This is a genomic window from Lysinibacillus irui (assembly GCF_028877475.1).
Classification (GTDB): Bacteria; Bacillota; Bacilli; order Bacillales_A; family Planococcaceae; genus Lysinibacillus; species Lysinibacillus irui.
Map to the genome: position 1 here is coordinate 1,877,504 of NZ_CP113527.1, position 21,372 is coordinate 1,898,875.

The following is a 21,372-nucleotide window of genomic DNA, read 5'->3' on the forward strand; positions in this document are numbered from 1 at the left end:
TCCAAAGCGAACAACAGCCCCCTCCTTAATTTGAGGGGGCTGTTGTTTCTTATATGTCTACTATTTCATTGGCTAGTTTTTGGCGGCTAATCCAATAGCCTTGTAGAGCAAACACTATGAGTGTGGCACTTAATAGAGTGATGCTGGTGATGCCTATTGTTAAGAGGTCATAGGACATGGGGGAGCCGTCGTCGATAAAGGCTAGCATTCTTGTTAGAATTAAGCCTATAAACGTGCCAATAGTTAGACCATATAGCACGAATGATAGGACTTGTGTCAAGATGAGCTTCATTAATCCGTTGGGTGATAGGCCAATGAGTCGTTGAATCGCATAATCTCCACGTTTTGAATAAATGGTATGAAGCAGTGTTTGAATCACGCCGAGGCAGGTAGCGACAATTAAAATAATAAAGACGCCCACAAATAGGCTCCAGCGTTGCAGGAACATTTCGTTGGATTGCTCAATCATCGTTGCTTTGTCCGTAAATTTCAAGGCAGGCCAGCGTTCTTCTAAAAAGGCGAGGTCCGCTATGGTTTGTTGCGTATGAGCAGTTTCAACCATGATGTCTTCGATGATTGTTTGATCTTGAGATGTAAGGAACGATGACCAATCAACGATTAAATCAGCATGGTGAATAGGTGCATCGACTATTCCGATGATCTGTAATTCACCTGTAGGCATATCCTGCTGTGCCTCAAAATTATAGGTTCCAACCGTGATATGATCGCCAAGCATTAGCTTGTGACGTTGGGCAAAGCTCTTTGTTACGAGGAGACCATCCTGCAAATTGCCCTCGATTTTGGGTAGCTTTTCTATTTGTACATATTTCTTTATATCAATCGTTGTATAGTTTTCTGGTAGCCACTCTTGACCGAGCTTCAGGGCAATGTATGCATTATTACTTTGTGCATAGGCATATTGCACGCTAGGCAATGCTTCCATTTCCTCTATAACTGCTGGTGTAAGAGAGGGATCGTTTAATTCGTTTTGAATTTTGACTGCTGTTTCGTATTGTGATTCTGTGAAGGCAAGGTCATTGTGCTGCAAGGTTTTCATTAACGAACTGCCGAAAGTTAAAATGACCATTAAGCCTATAATACTGAGCACAATCGGCATATTTTTGCGCACTTGTGGCATGAGCTGCTGACAGGCTAAAAAGGCTTCCTTGCCAAGTACCTTCCGAATGGGCTTTAGGGCCATTTGGAGAACAGCGGTAAACAGGTAAGGGATTACTAAAAGGATTATCCCACAAACAAGTAGCGTACCCATTAAAATAAATAAAGCACCTTGATTGCTTCCTGTTCCAGTTAAATTGGCTTGTAGTAACAATAAACTAGCAATCACAGCTAAAACACTGACCATAATCGTTTTCCACTTTGTCCATTGAAGTCCCAAATCTTCGTTGTCTGTGGCGATTTGTAATGGCAGTAATCTGGAACTTTTAGCTACCTGCCATTGTGTCATGATCTGCAGGATGAAGAAGCTTACAACTGCAATTAATAGGACAAATACAATCGGAAGCTCTGTTCTTGCATCTGGTAAATGTAAGACGTGAATTAATTGTGGTAGCCAGATTTTAATCACGAGTAAGCTCATCGTTGTCCCCAGCAAAACGCCAAAGCTAATAATCAGTGATAATTGGAGCTTAACAATACGCCTAACTTGTTTCACAGATGCCCCGAGCGCGCGCAAAATCATCAGCTGTTCCTTGATTTTATAGAATAATAGCTGGAATGTGGACAGCAACAAGACGCTTGAAATAAGTAAAATAAAGACGGATAGCACAACCATAAAAACCATTAGGCTCTGAAAATTTTGTTTAAACAGATCATCATCACTCATGATATCAACCCGCAATGTTGTATCAAGTTGCTTCAACTCTGTACCAATTGCCTTAGCAAGGTCATCTTTTGTTTTAATAAGGGCAAACATTCCAACAGTTTGCGGCTGACTATTGTTCATCCAAGTTTTTACAATAGTATTTGGCAGCAAAATAATATTTGGGCTATCAGTGCCCTTCATCGTTGGTAAAATTTCTTGGACCACAAAATTTTTCGATTGAATTTCAATGGAGTCCCCAACGCTCTTCTTGAAAATACGCGCAACATTTTCAGAAAGTACGGCATCGTTCAGACCAAGATTTACGGCAAAATGGTATCGACTTTTGACTAAGTCGTCATTTTCAACGCCAACCGTATAAAAAGTGGTGTTCTTTTCTTGCTCCACCGTTGTCTGAGCTATCGATACACTGGATATTTGCGTGACGCCTGGGAGTGCTGAAAAATCCTCGATTTGCTGTGTCGTTAACAGTTGTTGTTGATCGGGGTTATAGCCGACCATTAAATCCATATCTCCGTAGAGTGCTTGTATGTCTGCCTTCATTTGGCTGTTGGCATTCCAAATGTAAACGCTCATTGTCATCACAAGGCAAATCGAGATCGTAATAATACTAATACTCGTTAGAACATTCGCCCATGCAGCACGAAAAAGCTTCAGGGCAATGGTACGCATCGTAAACATTATCGATCACCCCTAGTAATTTGCTTGAATTTCGTTAAAATACAATCTAAATCCTCTTCACTTTGCTGATTTTGGTAGGAATCTACAATAGCTCCATCATGGAAGAACAGCACACGATTGGCATACGTAGCGACATATGGGTCATGCGTAACAAGTAAAATCGTTTGTTGGCTATTTTTTTGTAAATCAACGAGCAGCTCTAAGATTTCATCTGTTGTGTTCACATCCAACGCCCCTGTAGGTTCATCTGCCAATAAAATAGGAGGATTCGCGATAATTGCCCGAGCAATGGCAACACGTTGCTTTTGTCCACCCGAGAGCTCATGTGGTCGATGCTTTGCCCATGCGGCAATATGTAATTTTTCCATCATTTGCTGGACACGCACCTTGATCTCTTTACTCGGAACATCATTTAAAATGAGCGGGAGTGCGATATTATCCTCCACTGATAAATCTTTTAATAGGTGAAACGATTGGAAGATAAAGCCGATGTTTTCTTTACGGAATTGAGAAGCTTTTGGCTCCTTGTAAATATCACGTGCTTCCTTACCAAATAAAAATAATGCCCCGTCTGTCGGTTCATCAAGGGCACTGATCATATTCAGTAGGGTACTTTTACCAGAGCCGCTAGTGCCCATAATCGCCACCATTTCTCCTTGATAAATCGTACAATGGATATTTTTTAAAGCATCGACAGTATGATGCTTTTGCTGATAAATTTTAGACATCCCTTCCACACGTAAGACCTCTGTTAAACGGCCTTCTGGGATGGGGATCGCATTAATGACTTCCTTCAACGGATTGAACCCATTCATCAAGATATGCCCCCTTTAATTGTTGTCGTATTGCCTGTAAACCACGGCGAATATGTGTTTTCACAGTGCCTTCAGGACATTGCAATATCGCCGCAATATCCTTGACCGAGTAGTCTTGATAAAATCGTAGTAATAACACTGTTTTATACTTTTCTTCAAGCTGGCAAAGGGCCTGCCATAAATCCAGCTCTTCCTCGATATATGTAGGGGAGGTACTGTTCAAATCCTCTAATGTATGTGGTTCGACAAGCTCCATTGTTTTTTTCTTAGCAATATAGGTTTTACAGCAATTAATCATAATGCGAGTTAGCCAAGTGGCAAAATAGTAAGGCTCCTTTAATTGCGGTAAACCTTCATAGGCTCGGATAATCGTCTGCTGAAAAACTTCTACGGCGTCGTTTTCATTTTGTACGTAGACATAGGCCATACGATAAAGCTTGTGCTGCTCTCGCTCAATCAGCTGATAAAATGCTTGTTCATCGCCATTTTGCGCTAGGACTACAAGTGAATGTTGCGTTGTTGTAATGAAAATCGCCTCCTTTTCGACTATTAGACTCAGCAAGTCGACATTTCGATTCAAGTTTTTTCTTTCTTTCGAAAAAATATTTATGATTGTACGAATCATACCCAATTTATAGTAGACTATCAATTTACTGCTATAATAACATTAGCTTGATAAAGAGAAGGAGTGAACGTATGAAGCGGAAGCCTATTTATGTTGAAGTCGAAATCCAAGCTTCTATAGAGGATGCGTGGACCTATACGCAAAACCCGACATTGCATGAACAGTGGGATTTACGTTTTACCTCGATTACATATATACCTAAAAAAGCCCCAGAGGAACCACAGCGTTTTACCTATGTAACGAAGCTCATGCCAGGCTTACAAGTAAGTGGCTGGGGAGAAAGTAAAGGGGAGCATCAGAAGGAAAATGGCACGAAAACATCCTCCCTCCATTTTGGTACACCACAAAAAATTTCACCTATCGCAGAGGGGAAAGGCTTTTGGCAGTATATTCCGAATGATTGTGGTCTAACGTTTTTAACGCAGTATGATTATGTGACGCGCTATGGCAAGCTTGGCGTCTTCATGGATCTATTTTTTCGACCATTAATAGGATGGGCTACTGCTCTTAGCTTTGATGTTTTAAAAAGATGGCTAGAAACACGAGAAAATGCTACTGCTCAGTATAGACGATTTTTTTTAACAATGCTGATGAGCGTTCTTTTTAGTTTTATATGGATCTATCACGGACTTGTACCAAAAATTTTAGCTGTACATCCTCAGGAAATTATGATGACGGCTCCCTTTATGAAAAGTGCAGAGCAAATGGTCGTGTGGATAGGCGTAGCTGAAATCCTCTTGGGTCTGTGTTGGCTTTATCCACGAGGAAAGCGTCGATTATTTGGCTTACAAATCATCTTTTTTCCGATATTGACGCTAGCTGCCATCGTTGCCGATCCAACAAGTATCATAGCACCATTTAATCCCGTGACCTTTAATCTCTCCTTATGGATATTGTCCATTATTGGATTTGTCTTAAGTAAGAATTTACCGAGTGCAAAAAACTGTAAGAGAAAGCGAGGGTGATAGGTATGACCATTTATCAGACTTTATTAGGAGATGATTTTGCTAGACTTCATCCGATGCTACAGCAACGCTATGCATTACAAGTAAATGAGCCATTTTTTGCACAGGGCGTAATGTACCAAATAAAATCAGGTGCCAAATGGCTGCGTCCATTTTATACCGTAGCAGCGAACACTCGATTTTTGTTTCCAGAGTCAGGGGAGCAAATACCATTCACCATCGCCAATACCTGTCATGCTTTGCCAAATGGCGAATTAGAAGTGTTGTGGGAGCGAACCTTTTATTTTCCACATAAAACAAGACATTTTGATGCAAGGATGACCATTGATCCTACTAGAACAATCGTTAGAGATTATTTAGGTAAGCCTGCCCTTTTTTATTCAGACTTGCACTTTGCCGTGACGAAAGAGGGAACGTTAGTTATTCGCTCAGGCAAACAGCGCTTTGTTCTATCCAAACTCGAATGTCCGATACCGCAACTACTAGAAGGTCGCGTCATTGTAGAGGAGGGCTATGATGAATCGAAAAATGTCTTTACCATTTATGTTTCGATCCATAATCCATTAATAGGGAGGCTCATGATGTATGCTGGTGAATTTACGCAACAATCAATGTAGCCTTATTTTATTACTTGGGATTACCCTAACGGCGATTTGCTTGTCGTTTGGTGAGCAACCACAATATTCATGGTTATTGACAGTGGCCCAGCTTATTTTTGTACCTGCAATGGTCATGATGGTCGTTGACTTTCAATCTGTAGGGAAGATTATCATCGTCGGGATGATGCTAGTCGTCACGCTGTTACATTTTTGGACAGATGGTCTATATGCTATCGCGCTGGCCTTTTTATATTTACTGTATACCTTTTATATTGCGATAAAGGGCGTGAAACGGTTCTTGCAACGAGGGTTCACCAATTGTGCTGAGTTTTCAATTGATATGGGGCTAATATATCTTGCTCTGGGTGGCTTCTGGTTTTTTGCCTTTACGGCAAATATAAATACCGGCTTTTCATCCTTAATAACATGGTTAACAGCCATCCATTTTCATTATTCAGCCTGTTTATTACCCCTTTCTGTCGGGCTTTTTGGACGCTTACATGATAGTAGCTGGTATCGTGTCATTGTGTTTATTTTGCTGGCTGGTCCGCTCCTTGTGGCGATTGGCATTACCTTTTCAATCATCATTGAAATTATAGCCGTAGTCCTTTATATCCTTGCCATCTATGGTTTGTTTGTCCTGACGTTCAAAACAAAGCTGCTGCTAGGACAAGGTATATTGCTACGGATTTCTTACGGGGCACTGTGTCTAACGATTATAGGTTCCTGTTTGTATGTTTACAGCCGTTTAAGCGGGACTTATTATGTCGGAATACCAGAGATGCTACGCTTTCACGGTGTCATGAATGGTCTTTTCTTTGGGGGAATAGGGGTAGTCGCATGGGCAATCGCTGTGCCAGCAACAAATCAGCGCACCTTCAATTTTCCAGTGAGCCAAATCCGCGGCAAACTACGTCATGAACATCAACCACACCCAGGCTTGGTTGATGCTCTACAAGATTTTGTGGATACAACGAAGCTACACCCGGTCATTTCTGATTTCTATGAGCAAACGACTAGCTATCGTTTGTTGGCAACTGTCCAGTGGAAAACATGGTTTAAGCCTTTCGCCTTTCTTTATCAAGGTATGAGTCGTTTGCTACAACAACTCAATTTGCCTTTTTCCAATCAACAAATAGAGATGACGGGAAGAATTGTTAAGGTCGATGAAGAACAAGATAGCCGTCAATCTCCGCGTGCATGGATTCGGACAATCAAGCAGCAAACTGTTTTTGTCGCGATTTATTCGAGGCACACAAGTAATCAAATAACCTATATGAATATAGCGTTACCACTACCATTTTCAACAATGGTCGGCATCCTGTATGCCTACGAAGAACAAGGTCAGCTACACCTAACAAGTCAACAGGGAGAAGATGCGGGGATTTATTTGGCGATAGGGAACTATGTGATGAAGCTACCATTACAGGAGCATTTTCGAATTGCTGCAGTAAATGATCAGACACTTACAGCAGTACATAAGATGACACTATTTGGTATACCTTTTTTACATATTGACTACCATATCCAAAAAAATCAGCAGACTAGGCAGGGGATTTCCGGTCACAAAGAGAAGGTCCTTATAGGAACATATCAAAAGGAGTGATTGGGTGCGTTTAACGAAAGGTATTTCAGGCTTTGATGCAGAGCATTTAATCGAGCAGGATATGCGCATGTTTCAGTCAATGGTGTATCATTTAGCTACGAGTGAAAAACAGGTGAAGGTATCGGAATTTATTGATCAACCGCACTTAGTTTATATGCAGGCAGTTGTAGAAATAGATAGGGAGATGCTGACGATTCTTCATCATCGCTTCATGCCGTATATTGCCTTTGCAATGCATGATGAGGAGCTTAGCTTTACTTTTCTTTCAAAGGCCGGACTACACAAATATTTTCCCATGCGCAAATGCTTGGAAGCGGCTACCCTCAATACATTACTTTCAAAGGATCAAGCATTGCATCACTTATCTGCTACCGAATGGAAATACATTTCTTACTTCAATAGCCAAACGATTGGAGACGTTATGTTTAATGCTTGGGATTAATGCAGTACACCCTAGATAAGAAAAAAGTAGCTATAAAAAACATGATATTGACGAAGTTATATCTGGATATCTAGTAAAAATTCCCAAAGACACCAATCTTTTTTATTAAGTGGTAAATTACTACTTATGGAATAGATTTGGAAAATAAGGAGTTTTTGCAGATGAAGTTCAAAACAATCAGTAGACGCATTGTTTTTTCCTTTAGTGTGGTAATCGCCATCATGATCGGCTACATTGTGTACAATTACTATGCCATCACACAAAGCAACAATGCAACAGAACAAATCGTTCAAAATGAATTACAATTATTAATGATCGACTACGAGCAAGCACAAACCATCGATTTAAGAATAGCTGCGGCAAGAGGCTATGTATTGTCTGGTAATGAAAAATATAAAACGATTTTCCATGACAATGTAGCACGAGAAGCTAAAAATGAGGAAAAACGATTAGCCTTAACAACCACCGGCGATTTCGGTAAGTTTATGGAGATGGCCAAAGAGTGGAATCGTTATATTGAACAAGAAGTATTTGCCATATATGACCAAGGGAATACCGAACTCGCCATTGAAAACTTAACGAAAATGGATGAGACAGCAACGACTATTCGTGAGGGCTATGAAGGCTTAGCAGAGCAACGGAAGCAAGCCATTAATGAGGTAAGCACCGATATCGTTTCCGCTGGTGAAAATGAACAACTAATCGCTATTATCGTAGGTATTGTTATTGTCCTTCTAGCAGTGATGATTGAACTCTTAAGTGCTCGTGGTATTTCGAGACCCATTATTACATTAACCGAGCGTATGCGACGAATAACAAATGGAGATTTGAGTCACCCTCCTTTAACAATTCAATCAAAGGATGAGGTTGGACAGCTAATGGAAGCAACGAATACGATGTCTGATATTTTGAATCGTCTATTGAAGCATATTCAAACGGTCTCCCATGATGTGGCTGCACATAGTGAGGAGCTATTGCAATCAACGTCAGAGGTAAAGACAGGCACAGAACAAATTGTTGATACTGTTACAGAAATTGCGAGTGGTACAGAGCTACAGGCAAGTAATGCTTCAGATGTCGCTTCCTCCATGAACGATTTTATTGGCAAAGTATCAACTGTTCATGCCAGCAGTAAAGACGTTCAACAGTATTCACAGAACGTTAAAACTTTATCAACAGAAGGTAGAGACTTAATGTCGACTTCCACAAAGCAAATGGAAGAAATCCAGCATATGGTGAAGGGTGCGGTAAAACAAGTAGAAGGTTTAAGTAATCAAGCACAAGAAATCTCTCAACTTGTAGCAATCATTCAAAATATTGCAGCCCAAACGAATTTACTAGCACTGAATGCGGCGATTGAGGCGGCCAGAGCTGGGGAGCATGGCAAAGGCTTTGCTGTGGTGGCCGATGAGGTTCGAAAATTGGCCGAGCAGGTAGCTTTTTCAGTAGATGATATTACAGCTATTGTAAGAAAAATTCAGGAAGAATCACATACAGTAACTTTCTCGCTAGAGCAAGGCTATGAGGAAGTTGAAAAAGGGGCAACGCAAATTGCTAAAACGAATACCACATTTTCTCGAATTGCAGACGCAATCGATGCTATTGCGTTAAACATTGATGACATGTCATCTAGCTTAGAAGAGGTTGTTCACAATACTGCCACGATTAATAAATCGGTGGATGAAATTGCTGCCGTCTCCGAACAATCAGCAGCAGGTATTCAGGAAACATCGGCTACAATTGAACAAACCGCAAGCTCCATGGACGAAATTAAACATAGTGCAGAGCATTTAGCGGAAATGGCCGAACAATTAAATGCCCTGATTCGTCAATTTAAGCTATAAAAATTAACGTTGAATTTCAAACTTCCATCACATTTCATCTGTATACTATGGAATTGGAAGGTGGAATCATATTGAGAAAATATTTACTTTTATTACTCATGAGTACTTTATTCATGGCACCTGTTGCCTACGCCCATACGATGGATAAAAGTACACTATTTACAGACGTGCCTGAAACAGCAGAAAATATTCAGGACATTATGGTATTACATAGTATTGGGCTACTTGGGTACAATGGCAAAGATATGGCCTTAAACCCAACAGACAACTTATCACGCAAGGATTTTGCAGGCTGGGTAGGTGGCTTCTTTGGATTAGAGGGAGCAACAGTGGATGAGCTGGCACAAGCAGCACAACAAGAGGATTACGTGTCTTCGTTAGAAGGAGACATTACGTACAAGGAAATCAATACAGCACTTTTTCATCATAAATTAGAGCTAGCAAATCCTGATGCAACGATGACGAAAGATGAGTACATTGCGTTTTTAACAGAGCATCTTACATTTGACATGGGTGGGCATACGCTCATTCAAATGGGCGGCTTTGCAGAAGGTCCAACTGGTACCATTGAAGATGTCGTAACAGGGGACGAAACTGGGATCACGATTGACGGTAAAACATATATGCTGTCAGGACATCCTCGTATCTATGCTGATTCAACAGATGCCAAAAGCTGGGTAGGTCAGCAACTTGAACGCTCTATCTTTACAACAGCTGGCGATCACCATCATGGTCACGACGGTGGACAGGAGGAAGGGCATGGTGAGCATGCGGATGGTCACGGAGACAGCCAAGAGCACGAAGCAGCCCCAACCAATACAGCCACACTTCAATATGTGCAAATCAGCTCCTCACAAGTAGCAAATGAAGACGCAAAAGAAGTAAAGTCAGCAGACGCAACACCAAGGGAACAACAAACTGCTACAGATGACACAACATCCAACGCAAGCACGATGTGGATGGTTGCGATCCTAGTAGTCATAGCAGCCATTTTTGCCTTTGTTTTTGTAAAGCGAAAAAAATAAAATAATTTCATGCAACCAGCAATGATCTGAAAAAGGATCATTGTTGGTTTTTTTATAGAGACCTTCTAAACACACACCCATTCATAAAATCTTCAAACATTTCACTGTAAACTCATGCATATTCCAGCAATTTTACTCAAAATTGAATAACCTTAAGCCTGTTCGGTATATAAATAGGGTACGATCATTTTTTTGTTGAGGAGTGTGTAAATGGCAGTACTTGTGGTGAAGCGGAGTATTATGCATCGTTATCAAAGTATCGGGCAGGCCATTGAAGAGGCTGCGCCGGGGGATATGATTGAAATACGGGATGGTATTTATGAGGAGAGCTTGGATATTGGCAAGCGCCTGACGCTATATGGGGTTGGCAATGTGACGATCAAGGGTGGCGTGTTTATTCGCTATCAAACCCATGTGGATATGCGAAATTTAAGGTTTCGACAAGGCCAGGGGCTGTATGTGAAGGGTGATGTACAGCTAGAAAACTGTATTATTGAGGAGCAGTTAATTCGGACACAGATTATGGTGAGCTATGGTAGTTTATTGATGAAAAATTGTGCTGTTCTTGCTACACCGCTTAATCATTTCGGTTTGCGTGTGGCGAATGGTTCAAGTGTTATTCTTGTTGACACGACCTTTGAGCATCATGTGAAGGCACAGGTGATTGCGCAAAACTGTGAGCTTACCTTGGCTAATTGTATGTTGCTAGAAGGGAAGAAGCATGGAATTTTTGCGATTCGACATGTCAAGATGACGTTGGAGGATTGTGAAATTCATGGGCATGAAAAGGCACAACTGATTGCAGCGTCTAGTGAGATTTCGATGACCAATTGCCTCGTTCATCAGGGGCAGGGGGTAGGTGTTCAACTATTTGATAGCACGACTTTTAGGATGGATGGCTGTGAAATTAAGGAACACCTCGACTCGAACATGGTCGTACACCGCAGTGAGTTAATGGTATCTGATTCAATATTTTCAGACGGTCAAGGTCATGGGGTTTTTCTTGGCGAGAAGACGGAAGCTAAGTTTTATGATTGCCAATTTTCTAGACATGTGAAGGCACAGGTTTTCATCGAAAATAGTAAGGTGGAGCTTCGCAAATGTCAGGTGAGAAATGGTATGGCTGTTGGTGTCACAATTGTGGACGAAGCGGATGTTTCGATGGTTGAATGTCAAATTCAAAACCATCAGCAATTTCATATTATTGTCGATGCCAGTGGACTTCAGCTCCAGCAATCCACTATTCAATTTGGTCAATCGGGTGGCATCTATGGTAATGACCATGCCAAAATTATGATGCAGCATACCATCATTCGAGAGCTGACAAGTCACCATGTCTACATTAATAATGCTCGTTTGTTTACACAGCATTGCACGTTTGAACAAATGATAGGAAATGGGATTACTTGCATTGATGCTATTTTCGAAGTAGCAAACAGCTATTTTAAAGATGGTCAAGAAAGTCCCTATGCTATGATTTGGTCGGATCAATCGATGGGGCGTATTGAACATTGTACGGTGGATGGGGCAGCTCGTCCGTTTTTAGCCTTGTCCAATAAATCATTAATGGAGATGCGCCATACAGATATTAGTACCGTTAAAGCACCAGCTGTAGTACAGGAGAATAGTCAAATATTTATTCAAGGGCATGTGCATTGCGCGTCATGGCAGAAGGATACAGCATCCAAGGTCACTCGTATTGAGAGCATGTCGTTAAATGGGGAGATGAAAGAAATACTGAAACATGATATTAAGAAAATAATTTAAAAGCCGATTATACACATAAGATAAGTAGTTTCAATTTTGAAATTACTTTTTTTATGCATAAATGAGTATAAGTTTCATTCTCACAAAAAGTGGGTATAGGAATATGTTTGCGCAATTATATCTCCTTTTAAATTTACTAAATAGTGCTAAGATTCGACAAAATGACAGTTTGTTTTTATAATGGTATAGATGTCTTTACAGCAGTTAAGGCAATCTTTTGAAATATCATTCGAAAAATGCTACAGTCCCGTATGTAAGTTATGAATAAAATAATAAAATTTTTATTAAATGTAAAAAAATTATTAAGTAATGATGGAGAATAGATTGATTATTTTCCCTGGATTAGCCTATAATTAGTAAAAATGGTTCATAGGTTAAGATAATAATACGTTAATTGCGAAATGTGTGTCATAATTTTACAATAATAAATTGAGAGAGATATTGGGGTGAGATGAGATGTTTGGGCTGACAAAAGAAGAAATTATGTTACTGTTAGAGGAGATTGAATTAGCAGAAAAGCAAAAAAATGTGATTGCTGATATCTTACATCTAAACAATATGCGAATCGAACAACAACTGGTATTAATGATTCAATTAATTATAGAAGAGCGCGAACGAACTATTTCCAACAATACATATCTAAATTAAATAATGTGTAAAAACACAAGTGCCACGTAAGACACTTGTGTTTTTTTATTTTATAATTTTTTCGTGAAGCAAATGATACGATTAGCTTCCGTAAAGCCTAGCTGCAGATGGACCTGTAAACTTTCTTCGTTGTGCATTTCACAGTCGCTGGCAAATTCTAAACAGCCTTTCTCCTTGGCCCACTGTTCACAACGTTCGACCAGTTGTCTTGCATAGCCTTGCTGTCGATACCCCTCCTTAACGAAAAGTCCTTCAAGATAGCCAACTGGACTAGAATCGGTACCCTCTACATAATCCGTTCGTAATTGACATTGGGCAAATCCAATTGCGTTGTCATGGTCGTATGCGAGAAAAATAGCTGCGCTATCTTCCGTTAGTAGCTTTTCCATTTCTTCTGTAAATTCCTCGATCGTATGATTCGGCCAAAGCAATAAGGCCAATGTAGCTGCTGCTAGCGCGTCCTGTTGTTTCGCTTGTTGTATCATCTGGAACCTCTCCTTGTTGTTTTATGGTAAAAAATGAAACGAAATGAATTTTAGCACGTACAAAGTAATAAGAGCTCTTGATGTTATGCTTATTGTAACATCAGGATCTACAGAGGGGGTACCTATGAATGTCACTCTTACAAAGGTTGATTGAACAGGCGAAAACACCAAATGGATGGATCGGCTCCTGGATGCTACGGATTATGAATATCACGCATCGAGGTATGAATGCATGGTTTATTAGACAAGGGGCTATTAATGATGGAGATCGTGTGTTGGATATAGGGTGTGGTGGAGGAAAAACACTCCAAATTTTATCAAAATTGAATCCAAATGGTATAATCTATGGTATCGATATCTCCTCACAAGCCGTAAAGGAATCGATTAAAATGAATGAAGCACAAGTCAAAAATGGCACGGTTATTGTCAAGGAGGCAAGTGTATCGAGTATTCCATACGAGGACCAATTTTTTGATGCCATCACTGCCTTTCAAACACATTATTTTTGGCCATCGTTAGAGCAGGACGTTACGGAAGTATGGCGTGTGCTAAAAAGCGGAGGGAAATTGATTATCATCGCAGAGCTTTACAAAATGAACTACCATATGGAAGCTTATCAAACACCAGCTACCATGAAGGAATTATTAGAACGTACCGGTTTTCAAACAGTCTATGTTACGGAAAAATCGAGTAAAGGATGGCTCTGTATTACAGCCATTAAGTAATCTATACATAAAAATGGAGGATCAAAAAATGAAAAGATGTGATTGGGTCAAGCTTGATGAGCCGTTGTATGTGGAATACCATGACAAGGAATGGGGTGTACCAGTCTATGATGATCGGCATTTATTTGAGATGCTTTGTTTAGAGGGGGCACAGGCAGGGCTAAGCTGGTGGACAATTTTACAAAAGCGTGAAGGCTACCGCGAGGCGTTTGATGGATTTGATGTGGAAAAAATTATCCTTTATACAGAGGACAAGCTGCAGGACTTACAGCAAGATACGCGAATTGTGCGCAATAAATTAAAAATAGCGAGCGTTGTAACGAATGCCAAGGCATATTTGCAAATTCAAGAAAAACATGGTTCATTCTCTAATTATATTTGGGGATTTGTTGATCATAAGCCCCTCATCAATGAATGGGCTTCTATTTCAGAAGTCCCCGTGACGACAGATAGTAGTGATCGTATGAGCAAGCAATTGAAGAAGGATGGCTTCAAATTTGTTGGTAGTACCATTTGTTATTCCTTTATGCAGGCAGTGGGTATGGTGAATGATCATATAATGGATTGCTGCTGCCGACAACAGGAGTTAGCACATGACAATTGAAGAAATTAGGGCTCAACTGGCAAGGCCCGCTACGGTTTTTCAAACGGGTGGCGTTCGACCTACACATCATTTGATGGAAAGCTGGATAGGGTATGTAGGTTGGTCTTTCCCAGAGGAGCAGCAACCATCCGGCTATCAGCCACTTGCTACATTCTTTCTTCAAGACCTACCATATGTACCTACAGCACTCAAATCCTTTCAATTACTAACTATATTTGTCCATGACCACGTATACGACCATTTAAATGAGGATGATCTTCGTCCTTATTTTGATATTAGAGCGTACACAACATTGGAAGGCTTGGTAAAACGTGAATGGCAGCATGATCAACTACGAGCCTTCCCGCTAATGCCAAAGCTTATCACGAATGACTATCCACTATGGGATGGTGGGGGTATGCCTGCTCAATTGGAGGAGAAGATTTTGACCTTGGAGCAGGAAGGAACGCTGGATTATTTTGATGATATCGTTGAAGAACTGTATCCGCTTCATAAAATCGGTGGCTACCCAACCTTTTGCCAAAGTGGCATTGATTTTGGAGAGGGTTCTCCATTTGTCCTTCAAATTGCCTCAGATGCCAAGGCACAGCTGAACATTGTGGATAACGGCAATTTTTATTTTTTCTATCATGAAACAACAAGGTCTTGGCACGTTTATTGCGATTTCTACTAAAAGTTAGGGTCTCACTCTTTCTTGAATTGTAAAATTGATTAGTTGATAAATAACATCTAACCCGAGATAAGCACCTGTGATGAGGAAAATGGGGTGTAAGAAAACAGCGTGAATTGTTGTCATAAAGACCGCATCCTCAAGAATAATTTGCGTAATAGAGGTAGCGGCAATAACCGCTAAAATGTTGAGAGAATGGTGAAAGCTAGTCCATTTTTGCTGAAGATAAACCATGAAGCATGGTATTACAATAAGGACAGCCAGCATGGAGATGGTCATCCTATCACATCCTTTTCTTGTAGGTTGCCCTTGTTTGCTTGTGCATAAACAAAAGATCACGTTAGGAGGGAAAAGCGTTGAGGTGGCAAGATGGAGGGGTGAAAAGAGTAAAGAGGGTGAAAAAAGTGGAGCATAAAACGGTCGTTAAAAATGGTATTGGCTTTGGTTCGGTTTTGGCGATTACGATTTCATGGAGTGTCAATCATTCTATTATTTGGGCAATCATCCATGGCTGCTTTAGCTGGTTGTATGTCATTTATTATGCCATTATTCGCTAAGCTTGCATGTCAAACTATCAACTTGTTTGAATAAAAATAACTTTGGGTACATAAAAACTAACCAATCATAAATGATGATTAGTTCGCATAAATAACAAAGTGCTCTTTTTCCAAAGAACAAACAGATCGGTATGAACGAAGAAAGGTTGATAGAATGACACATCAAGTAACGGCTTTAAGTAATGTTAATGGGAAAGCTACAGGAGTAGAAAGTATTTTACAAAATGTAGCCTTTATTTTATCGACGTTTACGATCCCTTGTCCGCTTCGAGAATATGTGACAAGGTCTGATATTCGTAAACCCTTCCAACGTATGAAGAAAATAAACACAAAACGCCTCATAGAATGTATCCAACGATTTGAGCCACGAGCTGTCGTAGTGGACGTTGATTATCTTGGCGATGTGAATATAGGGAAACTAGAGCCTATTGTTAAAGTGATTGTGAATGAATAAAAATCAAAATCTAATTCTGCCAGGTGCGATGACTAGAACCTGGCAGAAGATAAAATGTGCGAGTAGTTATACGATTTATAGTATATGAACTGGTATCAAAAGCTTCTATTACGCAGGATTTGCGCTTCTAATCGCAACAATTTGTTGGCAATCAATAATGAGTGGGGACGCTGCAGCATTCTCTACCTCAAAGAACGTAGCACAGCAAGTTTTAGGATCTAAGCTAACGAAATAAACACCAGTGAAGCTACCCCCACCTGCTAAAATAACGTCAACAAAAGCGCCAGTAGATAAGCATCTTAATTGATGACAGATACAGCCTTTACAGCGGTGATCTTGCTCTTCTTCGCAACAACATTTCTCCTCTTTTTTACAAGGGCATTTATCTTCCTTATGTTCCCACTCACATTTACATTTCTCATGTTTTCGTTCCCACTTATGCTCACACTTACATTTGTCCTGCTTTTCTTCACATTTCTTTTCTACATGACAATTGCATTTTACATTGTGTTCGCAGGATTTTTCTTTCTTTTTATTCCAATTCATATAATGATTAAATCTACTATCTTGCATCTTTTAATCTCCCTTTTTGTTAGTTTTAGTAAGGGTAGCGCTAACCTTTACATTCATAATCTATGAAGTAATAAACATTACACCTTAGTAATTTGCCCCCTGAAACAGATTAAAATTATTTTTTGAAAAACAATGAGAGAACTAACTATTTAAATGAGTAATAAAAATAACAGCTTCAGGGCTACAATTTACTAGAATTCCGCCTTTTAATTTCGTGGAGAAATGGAGTGAATGAATGAAGAGCTTACTTCAAATCTTCTGTTTATTTATATGTCTGATGGTGGTAATCCCGTTTCTAATAGAAGAAAAGAAGCCTGTAACTTCAACCACGAGCCCCGTTAACTCATCTCCTTATGCAGTAGAATTTGGCGAAAAATTACAGGCTACTAATTTTACAAAAAAGGTGTTACAAGCAATACGAGAGGCTGGTTATTCTCCTGATAGTACAGTTGGTTATTTAATAGATTCTCCTGATCATCAAGTCATTACGATTCAATTACATGATGGGGAAGAGATTGATATCAGTACAGAGAGTGAAATTCAATCTATTATCGACGAGCTGGCTAAAAAGAATAATTTGCATCTATTTATTGTCAATGTTGAGTTGCTAGAGAAATAAGAATTAGGACGGTGTAGTTTGTCCAACCTCCTGTGAAGGTCAAAACCCTTTTAACATATAATGGCGTGCTATAATGACAGGGAGGTGAGACAAATGAATATGTTAGTGTTAGGTGCTAGTGGGCGTGTAGGTCGTCATATTGTTGCACGAGCCATACAGGATCAACATACTGTGACAGCATTGGTTCGTGATCCTAATAAATTACAGCTGGACAATCAACATCTGCATATCATCCAAGGAAATGTTTTACACAAGCAGGATGTGGAGCGAGCGATGGCCAATGTGGATGTCGTTGTGAGCGCGTTAAACACGGATGGAAGCGATACATTATCTACTAGTTTACCGTTGATTTTAAAGGTTATGACACAGCAACAAGTCAAACGAATCATTACGATAGGAACTGCAGGAATCTTACAAAGTCGAGTAACCCCGTCTATTTATCGTTATCAATCGACGGAATCAAAACGAAAATCTACCTTTGCGGCTCAGGAGCATCAACGTGTTTTTGAACAATTACAGCAATCGGAATTGGATTGGACCATCGTTTGTCCTACCTATTTGCCTGATGGCGCTTTGACCGGGAGCTATCGGGTAGAGCGAGATTTTTTGCCTGAAGAGGGCACACAAATTTCGGTTGCAGATACAGCGGACTTTGCCTACAAGCAAATTTTTAGTCAGGAATTTCTAAAAACGCGCGTTGGGATTGCATACTAAGAGGGGCGAAGGAAATGAAAGTGATTCATTCTATTATTGGGATGATGATTACTCTTGTTGGACTTGCCTTTCTCTGTACAACCATTGATGATGCACCTATTAGAAATATCATGCTAAAAGTCTATGGAATAGTGATTGTGTTCGTTGGTACATTTTATCTCAAAAAAATCGCGAAATTTGGTAAACAATAGCCTTTTTACTTGGATATAGGTCGAATGATTTAATGTGATGACAGTGTTCTGAAATTTAGATTGCCAAAGTGGACGAAAAGTATGAAAAAATATATGTATATTTTCCTTTTTATAGAAGGTTTGCTATACTTTATATTGAATATATCTTATAAGAGGTGATTGTTTGGACAATGAGATATCAAATAACTGTCAATATCCTAAACACCTAACAAACCAAGATGGAATCGAAACGACAGAATTATATGTCATCAAGATAACAAAGGAACAAGTGGATAGGTTGATAGAGGATATCGATCAAACATTAAAGGCGTCTATATGACGTCTTTTTTTGTTCACTAAAATGAAAAAAGTCACCTTCCTGGGGAAAGTGACCTCAAAAACAGGAGAGGAAAGGTTAGAAATGCTTTACACTACTATACATATGTGAAAGTAGAGTCGTTTGCTAGCCATTTGCCCCAGTGGTAGATTAAAATTTCTTATATTTCTAGCATAAGCATTTGCCCCATCCCCATATACATTATGTACAACCTCAGTCCTTTTGACATGAAAAAGAATAATTCAATGCCAAATAATCTCGTACGATTTTTGGCTGTCCTCCATTTTCAAGACATAGCTTACTAGCGATTTTAATTTCCTTTTGATTATAGTGGGATTGCACACCAATTAAAAATATGCCCGACAATATGACTAAAGTACCGACCGCCAAAACATATTTTATAATTCTTTTCAATCATCTTACCCCCATCTTCTTACGTCATTGCTCTTCTTTAGCATATGTTCAATCAACAAAGGATTATGTTTGATTGACACTATGTATACATTTGTATACAATAAGTTCTAATTAAGTGTATACAAATGTATACAAAGGAGGGCTTTTACGAGATGAGAGGTACAGGATTTAGAGAACATATGAGAGAAGGACATCACCGTGGGGGGCGTCACAGAGGCATGGATGGTACAGCACAGCGAGGAGCTAAAACATTCCGACGTGGAAAAGCAGTATCCTTTTTAGAAATGCTACAGGTCAAACGGGCAACAATTAAACAGCAATTGGAGCAGCCAGAGTTTCAATCGATTCAACAAATATTAATTGGCGAATTAAAGGCTATTGATATGGTCATTCAGGAATTTAGTCAGCTCTTTGACATTCATGAAAGCGAAACGACAGATACATCTGATGGCTCACAGGAGCAAGAGGGAGAAAACGTACATGAAACAACTGAATAACTATATGGATGAGGTATATTATCAGCAAGATAGTATATTGGAGGATGTTCTTGCCTCCATTGCGGCTAATGTCATGCCCGCCATTTCAGTATCACCTTCCTCTGGAAAGTTACTGACGATGCTCGTATCGATTACAGGGGCTAAGACTATTTTAGAAATTGGTGCACTAGGTGGGTATAGTGGCATCTGTTTAGCAAGAGGAATCGAGGGGGAGGGCTCATTGACTTCTCTAGAGTTAGAGGAAAAATATGCACAGCTAGCCGCTAAAAATCTTGCTAAGGCAGGCTTTGCTGAGCACGTTACGTATATAACGGGTCCCGCACTTGTTAGTTTGGATAGGCTAGTGGCAGAGGAGCGACGTTTTGATTTCTTCTTTATTGATGCAGATAAGGATAACTACGAAAATTATTTAGCTTATTGCATTAAGCTGGCAAAACCTGGAGCATTAATCGTGACAGATAATGTCCTCGCTGCAGGCAGTGTAGCAGATCTTACAATCGCACCAAAGCGTTATACGGCCATCATGAAACAATTCAATGTGACAGTGGCTAATCATCCACAGCTTGATTCCATTCTTCTCCCAATTGGAGATGGCATGACCGTTTCCAAGGTCAAAAAATAGTTAATGTTTGTGGCAACTAGTAATGGTAAAATATTGATAGAAAACCATAAGGGAGAGATGCTTTTGAAGCAAGCACTAGTCGTGATCGATGCGCAGCAGGAATTGATAGAAGGAAATGACAAGGAACAAGCCGTCTATCGCAAAGATGAATTACTGGAAACAATCAATGCCGTTATTGAAAAGGCTAAAGAGGCAAATGCACCTATTATTTTTGTCCGAGATAAAGATGTAGCTGATGGGGAAGGGGATGGCTTTCAAGTACATCAAGCAATCCAAATACCCGAGACAGCAAGCTATTTTGATAAATATGCAACAAATGCTTTTTACAACACAGGCCTACTCGAGTACTTACAGGCAAATGATATCCAACATGTAGTTATAATGGGCTGTAAAACGGAGCATTGTATCGATACAGCAGTAAGAACCGCTACAATTCATGGGCTTGATGTCACCTTAGTTGCTGATGGGCATTCAACGAACAGTTCAGATTACTTATCACCAGAGGATACAGTAGCACATCATAATAATATTCTGCATGGCCATTATAATGTCGATCATTTCTCACTTGTGCGAAGTGCTGACGAAGCATTATTTGAACCGACTCATAATAGATACCGCTAATTCAAAATGACCAAGAATGCTCTGTTCTTGGTCATTTATCATACATTTACATATAGAGAAAATTGAGTATCCAGCCTCCTATAGTGCATACAATGCCAAATATGATTAAAAGTAGCCCATGTCTAGCTGCATCATAATCCTTTCGAAGCACGACCCCCATACATATAGCCATAAGCCCGCAAAAAGCTTGGAATAATAGAAGGGCGAACGCCACATTGACCCAACCGATCAAGAGGAGTAATCCCTACTATTATGTTCTTGTACCATTTATTGTTCTCCTTTATCTTGTATATGTAAATAAAGTGCATAGCTAATTGCGACTAGTAGTAATAGTTTTCCTATTAATAGTGTACAATTCCTGTACAATAGCACAAGCGGTAATTTCAAAAATGAAGACATGTAGAGGTATGTATGTTATCCCATTAAAAGAAAGGGAAGATCTTGTCCAATTAT

General features: G+C 39.8%; 27 protein-coding genes. 20 read left to right on the forward strand and 7 right to left on the reverse strand.

From position 1 onward, the window contains the following. Positions 1-49: 49 nt before the first annotated feature. Genes OU989_RS09205 through OU989_RS09215 form a run of 3 tightly spaced genes read right to left on the reverse strand, consistent with a single transcriptional unit; the run spans position 50 to position 3,916 of the window. A complete protein-coding gene (locus OU989_RS09205; protein ID WP_274796842.1) occupies positions 50-2,521 on the reverse strand; it encodes an ABC transporter permease in 2,472 nt (823 codons plus the stop codon). Next, positions 2,521-3,249, reverse strand: a complete 729-nt coding sequence (locus tag OU989_RS09210) for an ABC transporter ATP-binding protein (RefSeq protein WP_404809738.1) — start codon at positions 3,247-3,249, stop codon at positions 2,521-2,523. Before OU989_RS09210 ends, OU989_RS09205 begins: the two co-directional genes overlap by 1 nt. 52 nt (positions 3,250-3,301) lie before the next feature. After that, positions 3,302-3,916, reverse strand: a complete 615-nt coding sequence (locus OU989_RS09215; protein WP_319023460.1) for a sigma-70 family RNA polymerase sigma factor — start codon at positions 3,914-3,916, stop codon at positions 3,302-3,304. Positions 3,917-4,032: 116 nt separating this feature from the next. Between OU989_RS09215 and OU989_RS09220 the strand changes: the two genes are divergently transcribed. The 8 genes from OU989_RS09220 (at position 4,033) to OU989_RS09255 (ending at position 12,857) form a co-directional block, all read left to right on the forward strand. Then, a complete protein-coding gene (locus OU989_RS09220) occupies positions 4,033-4,926 on the forward strand; it encodes a DoxX-like family protein (protein WP_274796844.1) in 894 nt (297 codons plus the stop codon). A 5-nt stretch (positions 4,927-4,931) separates the two neighbouring features. Then, positions 4,932-5,543: a DUF4166 domain-containing protein gene (locus OU989_RS09225; protein ID WP_274796845.1), complete on the forward strand. Its 612-nt coding sequence runs from the start codon at positions 4,932-4,934 to the stop codon at positions 5,541-5,543. Further along, positions 5,512-7,131 carry a YndJ family protein gene (locus OU989_RS09230; RefSeq protein ID WP_274796846.1) on the forward strand — a complete coding sequence of 540 codons (1,620 nt, stop codon included), beginning with the start codon at positions 5,512-5,514 and terminating at the stop codon, positions 7,129-7,131. Before OU989_RS09225 ends, OU989_RS09230 begins: the two co-directional genes overlap by 32 nt. Before the next feature lie 4 nt (positions 7,132-7,135). Beyond that, positions 7,136-7,573: a hypothetical protein gene (locus OU989_RS09235; RefSeq protein WP_274796847.1), complete on the forward strand. Its 438-nt coding sequence runs from the start codon at positions 7,136-7,138 to the stop codon at positions 7,571-7,573. A 161-nt stretch (positions 7,574-7,734) separates the two neighbouring features. Next, positions 7,735-9,417 carry a methyl-accepting chemotaxis protein gene (locus tag OU989_RS09240; protein ID WP_274796848.1) on the forward strand — a complete coding sequence of 561 codons (1,683 nt, stop codon included), beginning with the start codon at positions 7,735-7,737 and terminating at the stop codon, positions 9,415-9,417. A 71-nt stretch (positions 9,418-9,488) separates the two neighbouring features. Continuing rightward, a complete protein-coding gene (locus OU989_RS09245; RefSeq protein WP_274796849.1) occupies positions 9,489-10,442 on the forward strand; it encodes a hypothetical protein in 954 nt (317 codons plus the stop codon). A 210-nt stretch (positions 10,443-10,652) separates the two neighbouring features. Continuing rightward, a complete protein-coding gene (locus OU989_RS09250) occupies positions 10,653-12,209 on the forward strand; it encodes a right-handed parallel beta-helix repeat-containing protein (RefSeq protein ID WP_274796850.1) in 1,557 nt (518 codons plus the stop codon). A 456-nt stretch (positions 12,210-12,665) separates the two neighbouring features. Next, positions 12,666-12,857 (forward strand): hypothetical protein, encoded by a 192-nt coding sequence (locus tag OU989_RS09255; RefSeq protein WP_274796851.1) that lies wholly within the window; start codon positions 12,666-12,668, stop codon positions 12,855-12,857. Between the two features lie 50 nt (positions 12,858-12,907). On the opposite strand, the gene aac(6') is transcribed toward OU989_RS09255, so the two are convergent. Beyond that, positions 12,908-13,342: an aminoglycoside 6'-N-acetyltransferase gene (aac(6'), locus tag OU989_RS09260; protein WP_274796852.1), complete on the reverse strand. Its 435-nt coding sequence runs from the start codon at positions 13,340-13,342 to the stop codon at positions 12,908-12,910. Between the two features lie 128 nt (positions 13,343-13,470). On the opposite strand from aac(6'), the gene OU989_RS09265 reads away from it, so the two are divergent. The 3 genes from OU989_RS09265 to OU989_RS09275 are packed head-to-tail and all read left to right on the forward strand — an operon-like array spanning position 13,471 to position 15,344. Continuing rightward, complete coding sequence (locus OU989_RS09265; protein WP_274796853.1) at positions 13,471-14,067, forward strand: class I SAM-dependent methyltransferase; 597 nt, start codon at positions 13,471-13,473, stop codon at positions 14,065-14,067. Between the two features lie 28 nt (positions 14,068-14,095). Further along, the gene (locus OU989_RS09270; RefSeq protein ID WP_274796854.1) at positions 14,096-14,671 is read left to right on the forward strand and encodes a DNA-3-methyladenine glycosylase I; all 576 of its coding nucleotides are present in this window, start codon (positions 14,096-14,098) and stop codon (positions 14,669-14,671) included. Next, a complete protein-coding gene (locus OU989_RS09275; protein WP_274796855.1) occupies positions 14,661-15,344 on the forward strand; it encodes a YwqG family protein in 684 nt (227 codons plus the stop codon). The genes OU989_RS09270 and OU989_RS09275 overlap by 11 nt, the downstream gene beginning before the upstream one ends. Before the next feature lie 3 nt (positions 15,345-15,347). Here OU989_RS09275 and OU989_RS09280 read toward each other — a convergent pair whose 3' ends face one another. Further along, positions 15,348-15,620, reverse strand: coding sequence for a transposase (locus OU989_RS09280; protein ID WP_274796856.1), 273 nt, complete (start codon positions 15,618-15,620; stop codon positions 15,348-15,350). A 77-nt stretch (positions 15,621-15,697) separates the two neighbouring features. Between OU989_RS09280 and OU989_RS09285 the strand changes: the two genes are divergently transcribed. Together OU989_RS09285 and OU989_RS09290 are read left to right on the forward strand one after the other, a co-directional pair. Further along, the gene (locus OU989_RS09285) at positions 15,698-15,898 is read left to right on the forward strand and encodes a hypothetical protein (RefSeq protein WP_274796857.1); all 201 of its coding nucleotides are present in this window, start codon (positions 15,698-15,700) and stop codon (positions 15,896-15,898) included. 154 nt (positions 15,899-16,052) lie between these two features. Further along, on the forward strand, positions 16,053-16,352 hold the full coding sequence (locus OU989_RS09290) for a GPW/gp25 family protein (RefSeq protein ID WP_274796858.1): 300 nt from the start codon (positions 16,053-16,055) through the stop codon (positions 16,350-16,352). 108 nt (positions 16,353-16,460) lie between these two features. Here OU989_RS09290 and OU989_RS09295 read toward each other — a convergent pair whose 3' ends face one another. Next, positions 16,461-16,925 carry a hypothetical protein gene (locus OU989_RS09295; protein WP_274796859.1) on the reverse strand — a complete coding sequence of 155 codons (465 nt, stop codon included), beginning with the start codon at positions 16,923-16,925 and terminating at the stop codon, positions 16,461-16,463. Positions 16,926-17,160: 235 nt separating this feature from the next. On the opposite strand from OU989_RS09295, the gene OU989_RS09300 reads away from it, so the two are divergent. The 4 genes from OU989_RS09300 (at position 17,161) to OU989_RS09315 (ending at position 18,768) form a co-directional block, all read left to right on the forward strand. Continuing rightward, positions 17,161-17,544 carry a hypothetical protein gene (locus tag OU989_RS09300; RefSeq protein WP_274796860.1) on the forward strand — a complete coding sequence of 128 codons (384 nt, stop codon included), beginning with the start codon at positions 17,161-17,163 and terminating at the stop codon, positions 17,542-17,544. Positions 17,545-17,637: 93 nt separating this feature from the next. Next, positions 17,638-18,258 (forward strand): NAD(P)-dependent oxidoreductase, encoded by a 621-nt coding sequence (locus OU989_RS09305; protein WP_274796861.1) that lies wholly within the window; start codon positions 17,638-17,640, stop codon positions 18,256-18,258. Positions 18,259-18,272: 14 nt separating this feature from the next. After that, positions 18,273-18,449, forward strand: a complete 177-nt coding sequence (locus OU989_RS09310) for a hypothetical protein (RefSeq protein WP_274796862.1) — start codon at positions 18,273-18,275, stop codon at positions 18,447-18,449. A gap of 163 nt (positions 18,450-18,612) precedes the next feature. Further along, positions 18,613-18,768 (forward strand): hypothetical protein, encoded by a 156-nt coding sequence (locus OU989_RS09315; RefSeq protein WP_274796863.1) that lies wholly within the window; start codon positions 18,613-18,615, stop codon positions 18,766-18,768. Positions 18,769-18,978: 210 nt separating this feature from the next. Here the strand turns inward: OU989_RS09315 and OU989_RS09320 are convergent, their stop codons facing one another. Further along, a complete protein-coding gene (locus OU989_RS09320; RefSeq protein WP_274796864.1) occupies positions 18,979-19,179 on the reverse strand; it encodes a hypothetical protein in 201 nt (66 codons plus the stop codon). Positions 19,180-19,331: 152 nt separating this feature from the next. Here OU989_RS09320 and OU989_RS09325 point away from each other — a divergent pair, with 152 nt between their 5' ends. The 3 genes from OU989_RS09325 to OU989_RS09335 all read left to right on the forward strand — a co-directional run bounded on the left by OU989_RS09325 (position 19,332) and on the right by OU989_RS09335 (position 20,919). Next, positions 19,332-19,676 (forward strand): hypothetical protein, encoded by a 345-nt coding sequence (locus OU989_RS09325; RefSeq protein WP_274796865.1) that lies wholly within the window; start codon positions 19,332-19,334, stop codon positions 19,674-19,676. Next, positions 19,660-20,298, forward strand: a complete 639-nt coding sequence (locus tag OU989_RS09330; protein WP_274796866.1) for an O-methyltransferase — start codon at positions 19,660-19,662, stop codon at positions 20,296-20,298. The genes OU989_RS09325 and OU989_RS09330 overlap by 17 nt, the downstream gene beginning before the upstream one ends. Before the next feature lie 63 nt (positions 20,299-20,361). Next, positions 20,362-20,919 (forward strand): cysteine hydrolase family protein, encoded by a 558-nt coding sequence (locus tag OU989_RS09335; RefSeq protein WP_274796867.1) that lies wholly within the window; start codon positions 20,362-20,364, stop codon positions 20,917-20,919. The last annotated feature ends 453 nt before the right edge of the window (positions 20,920-21,372 follow it).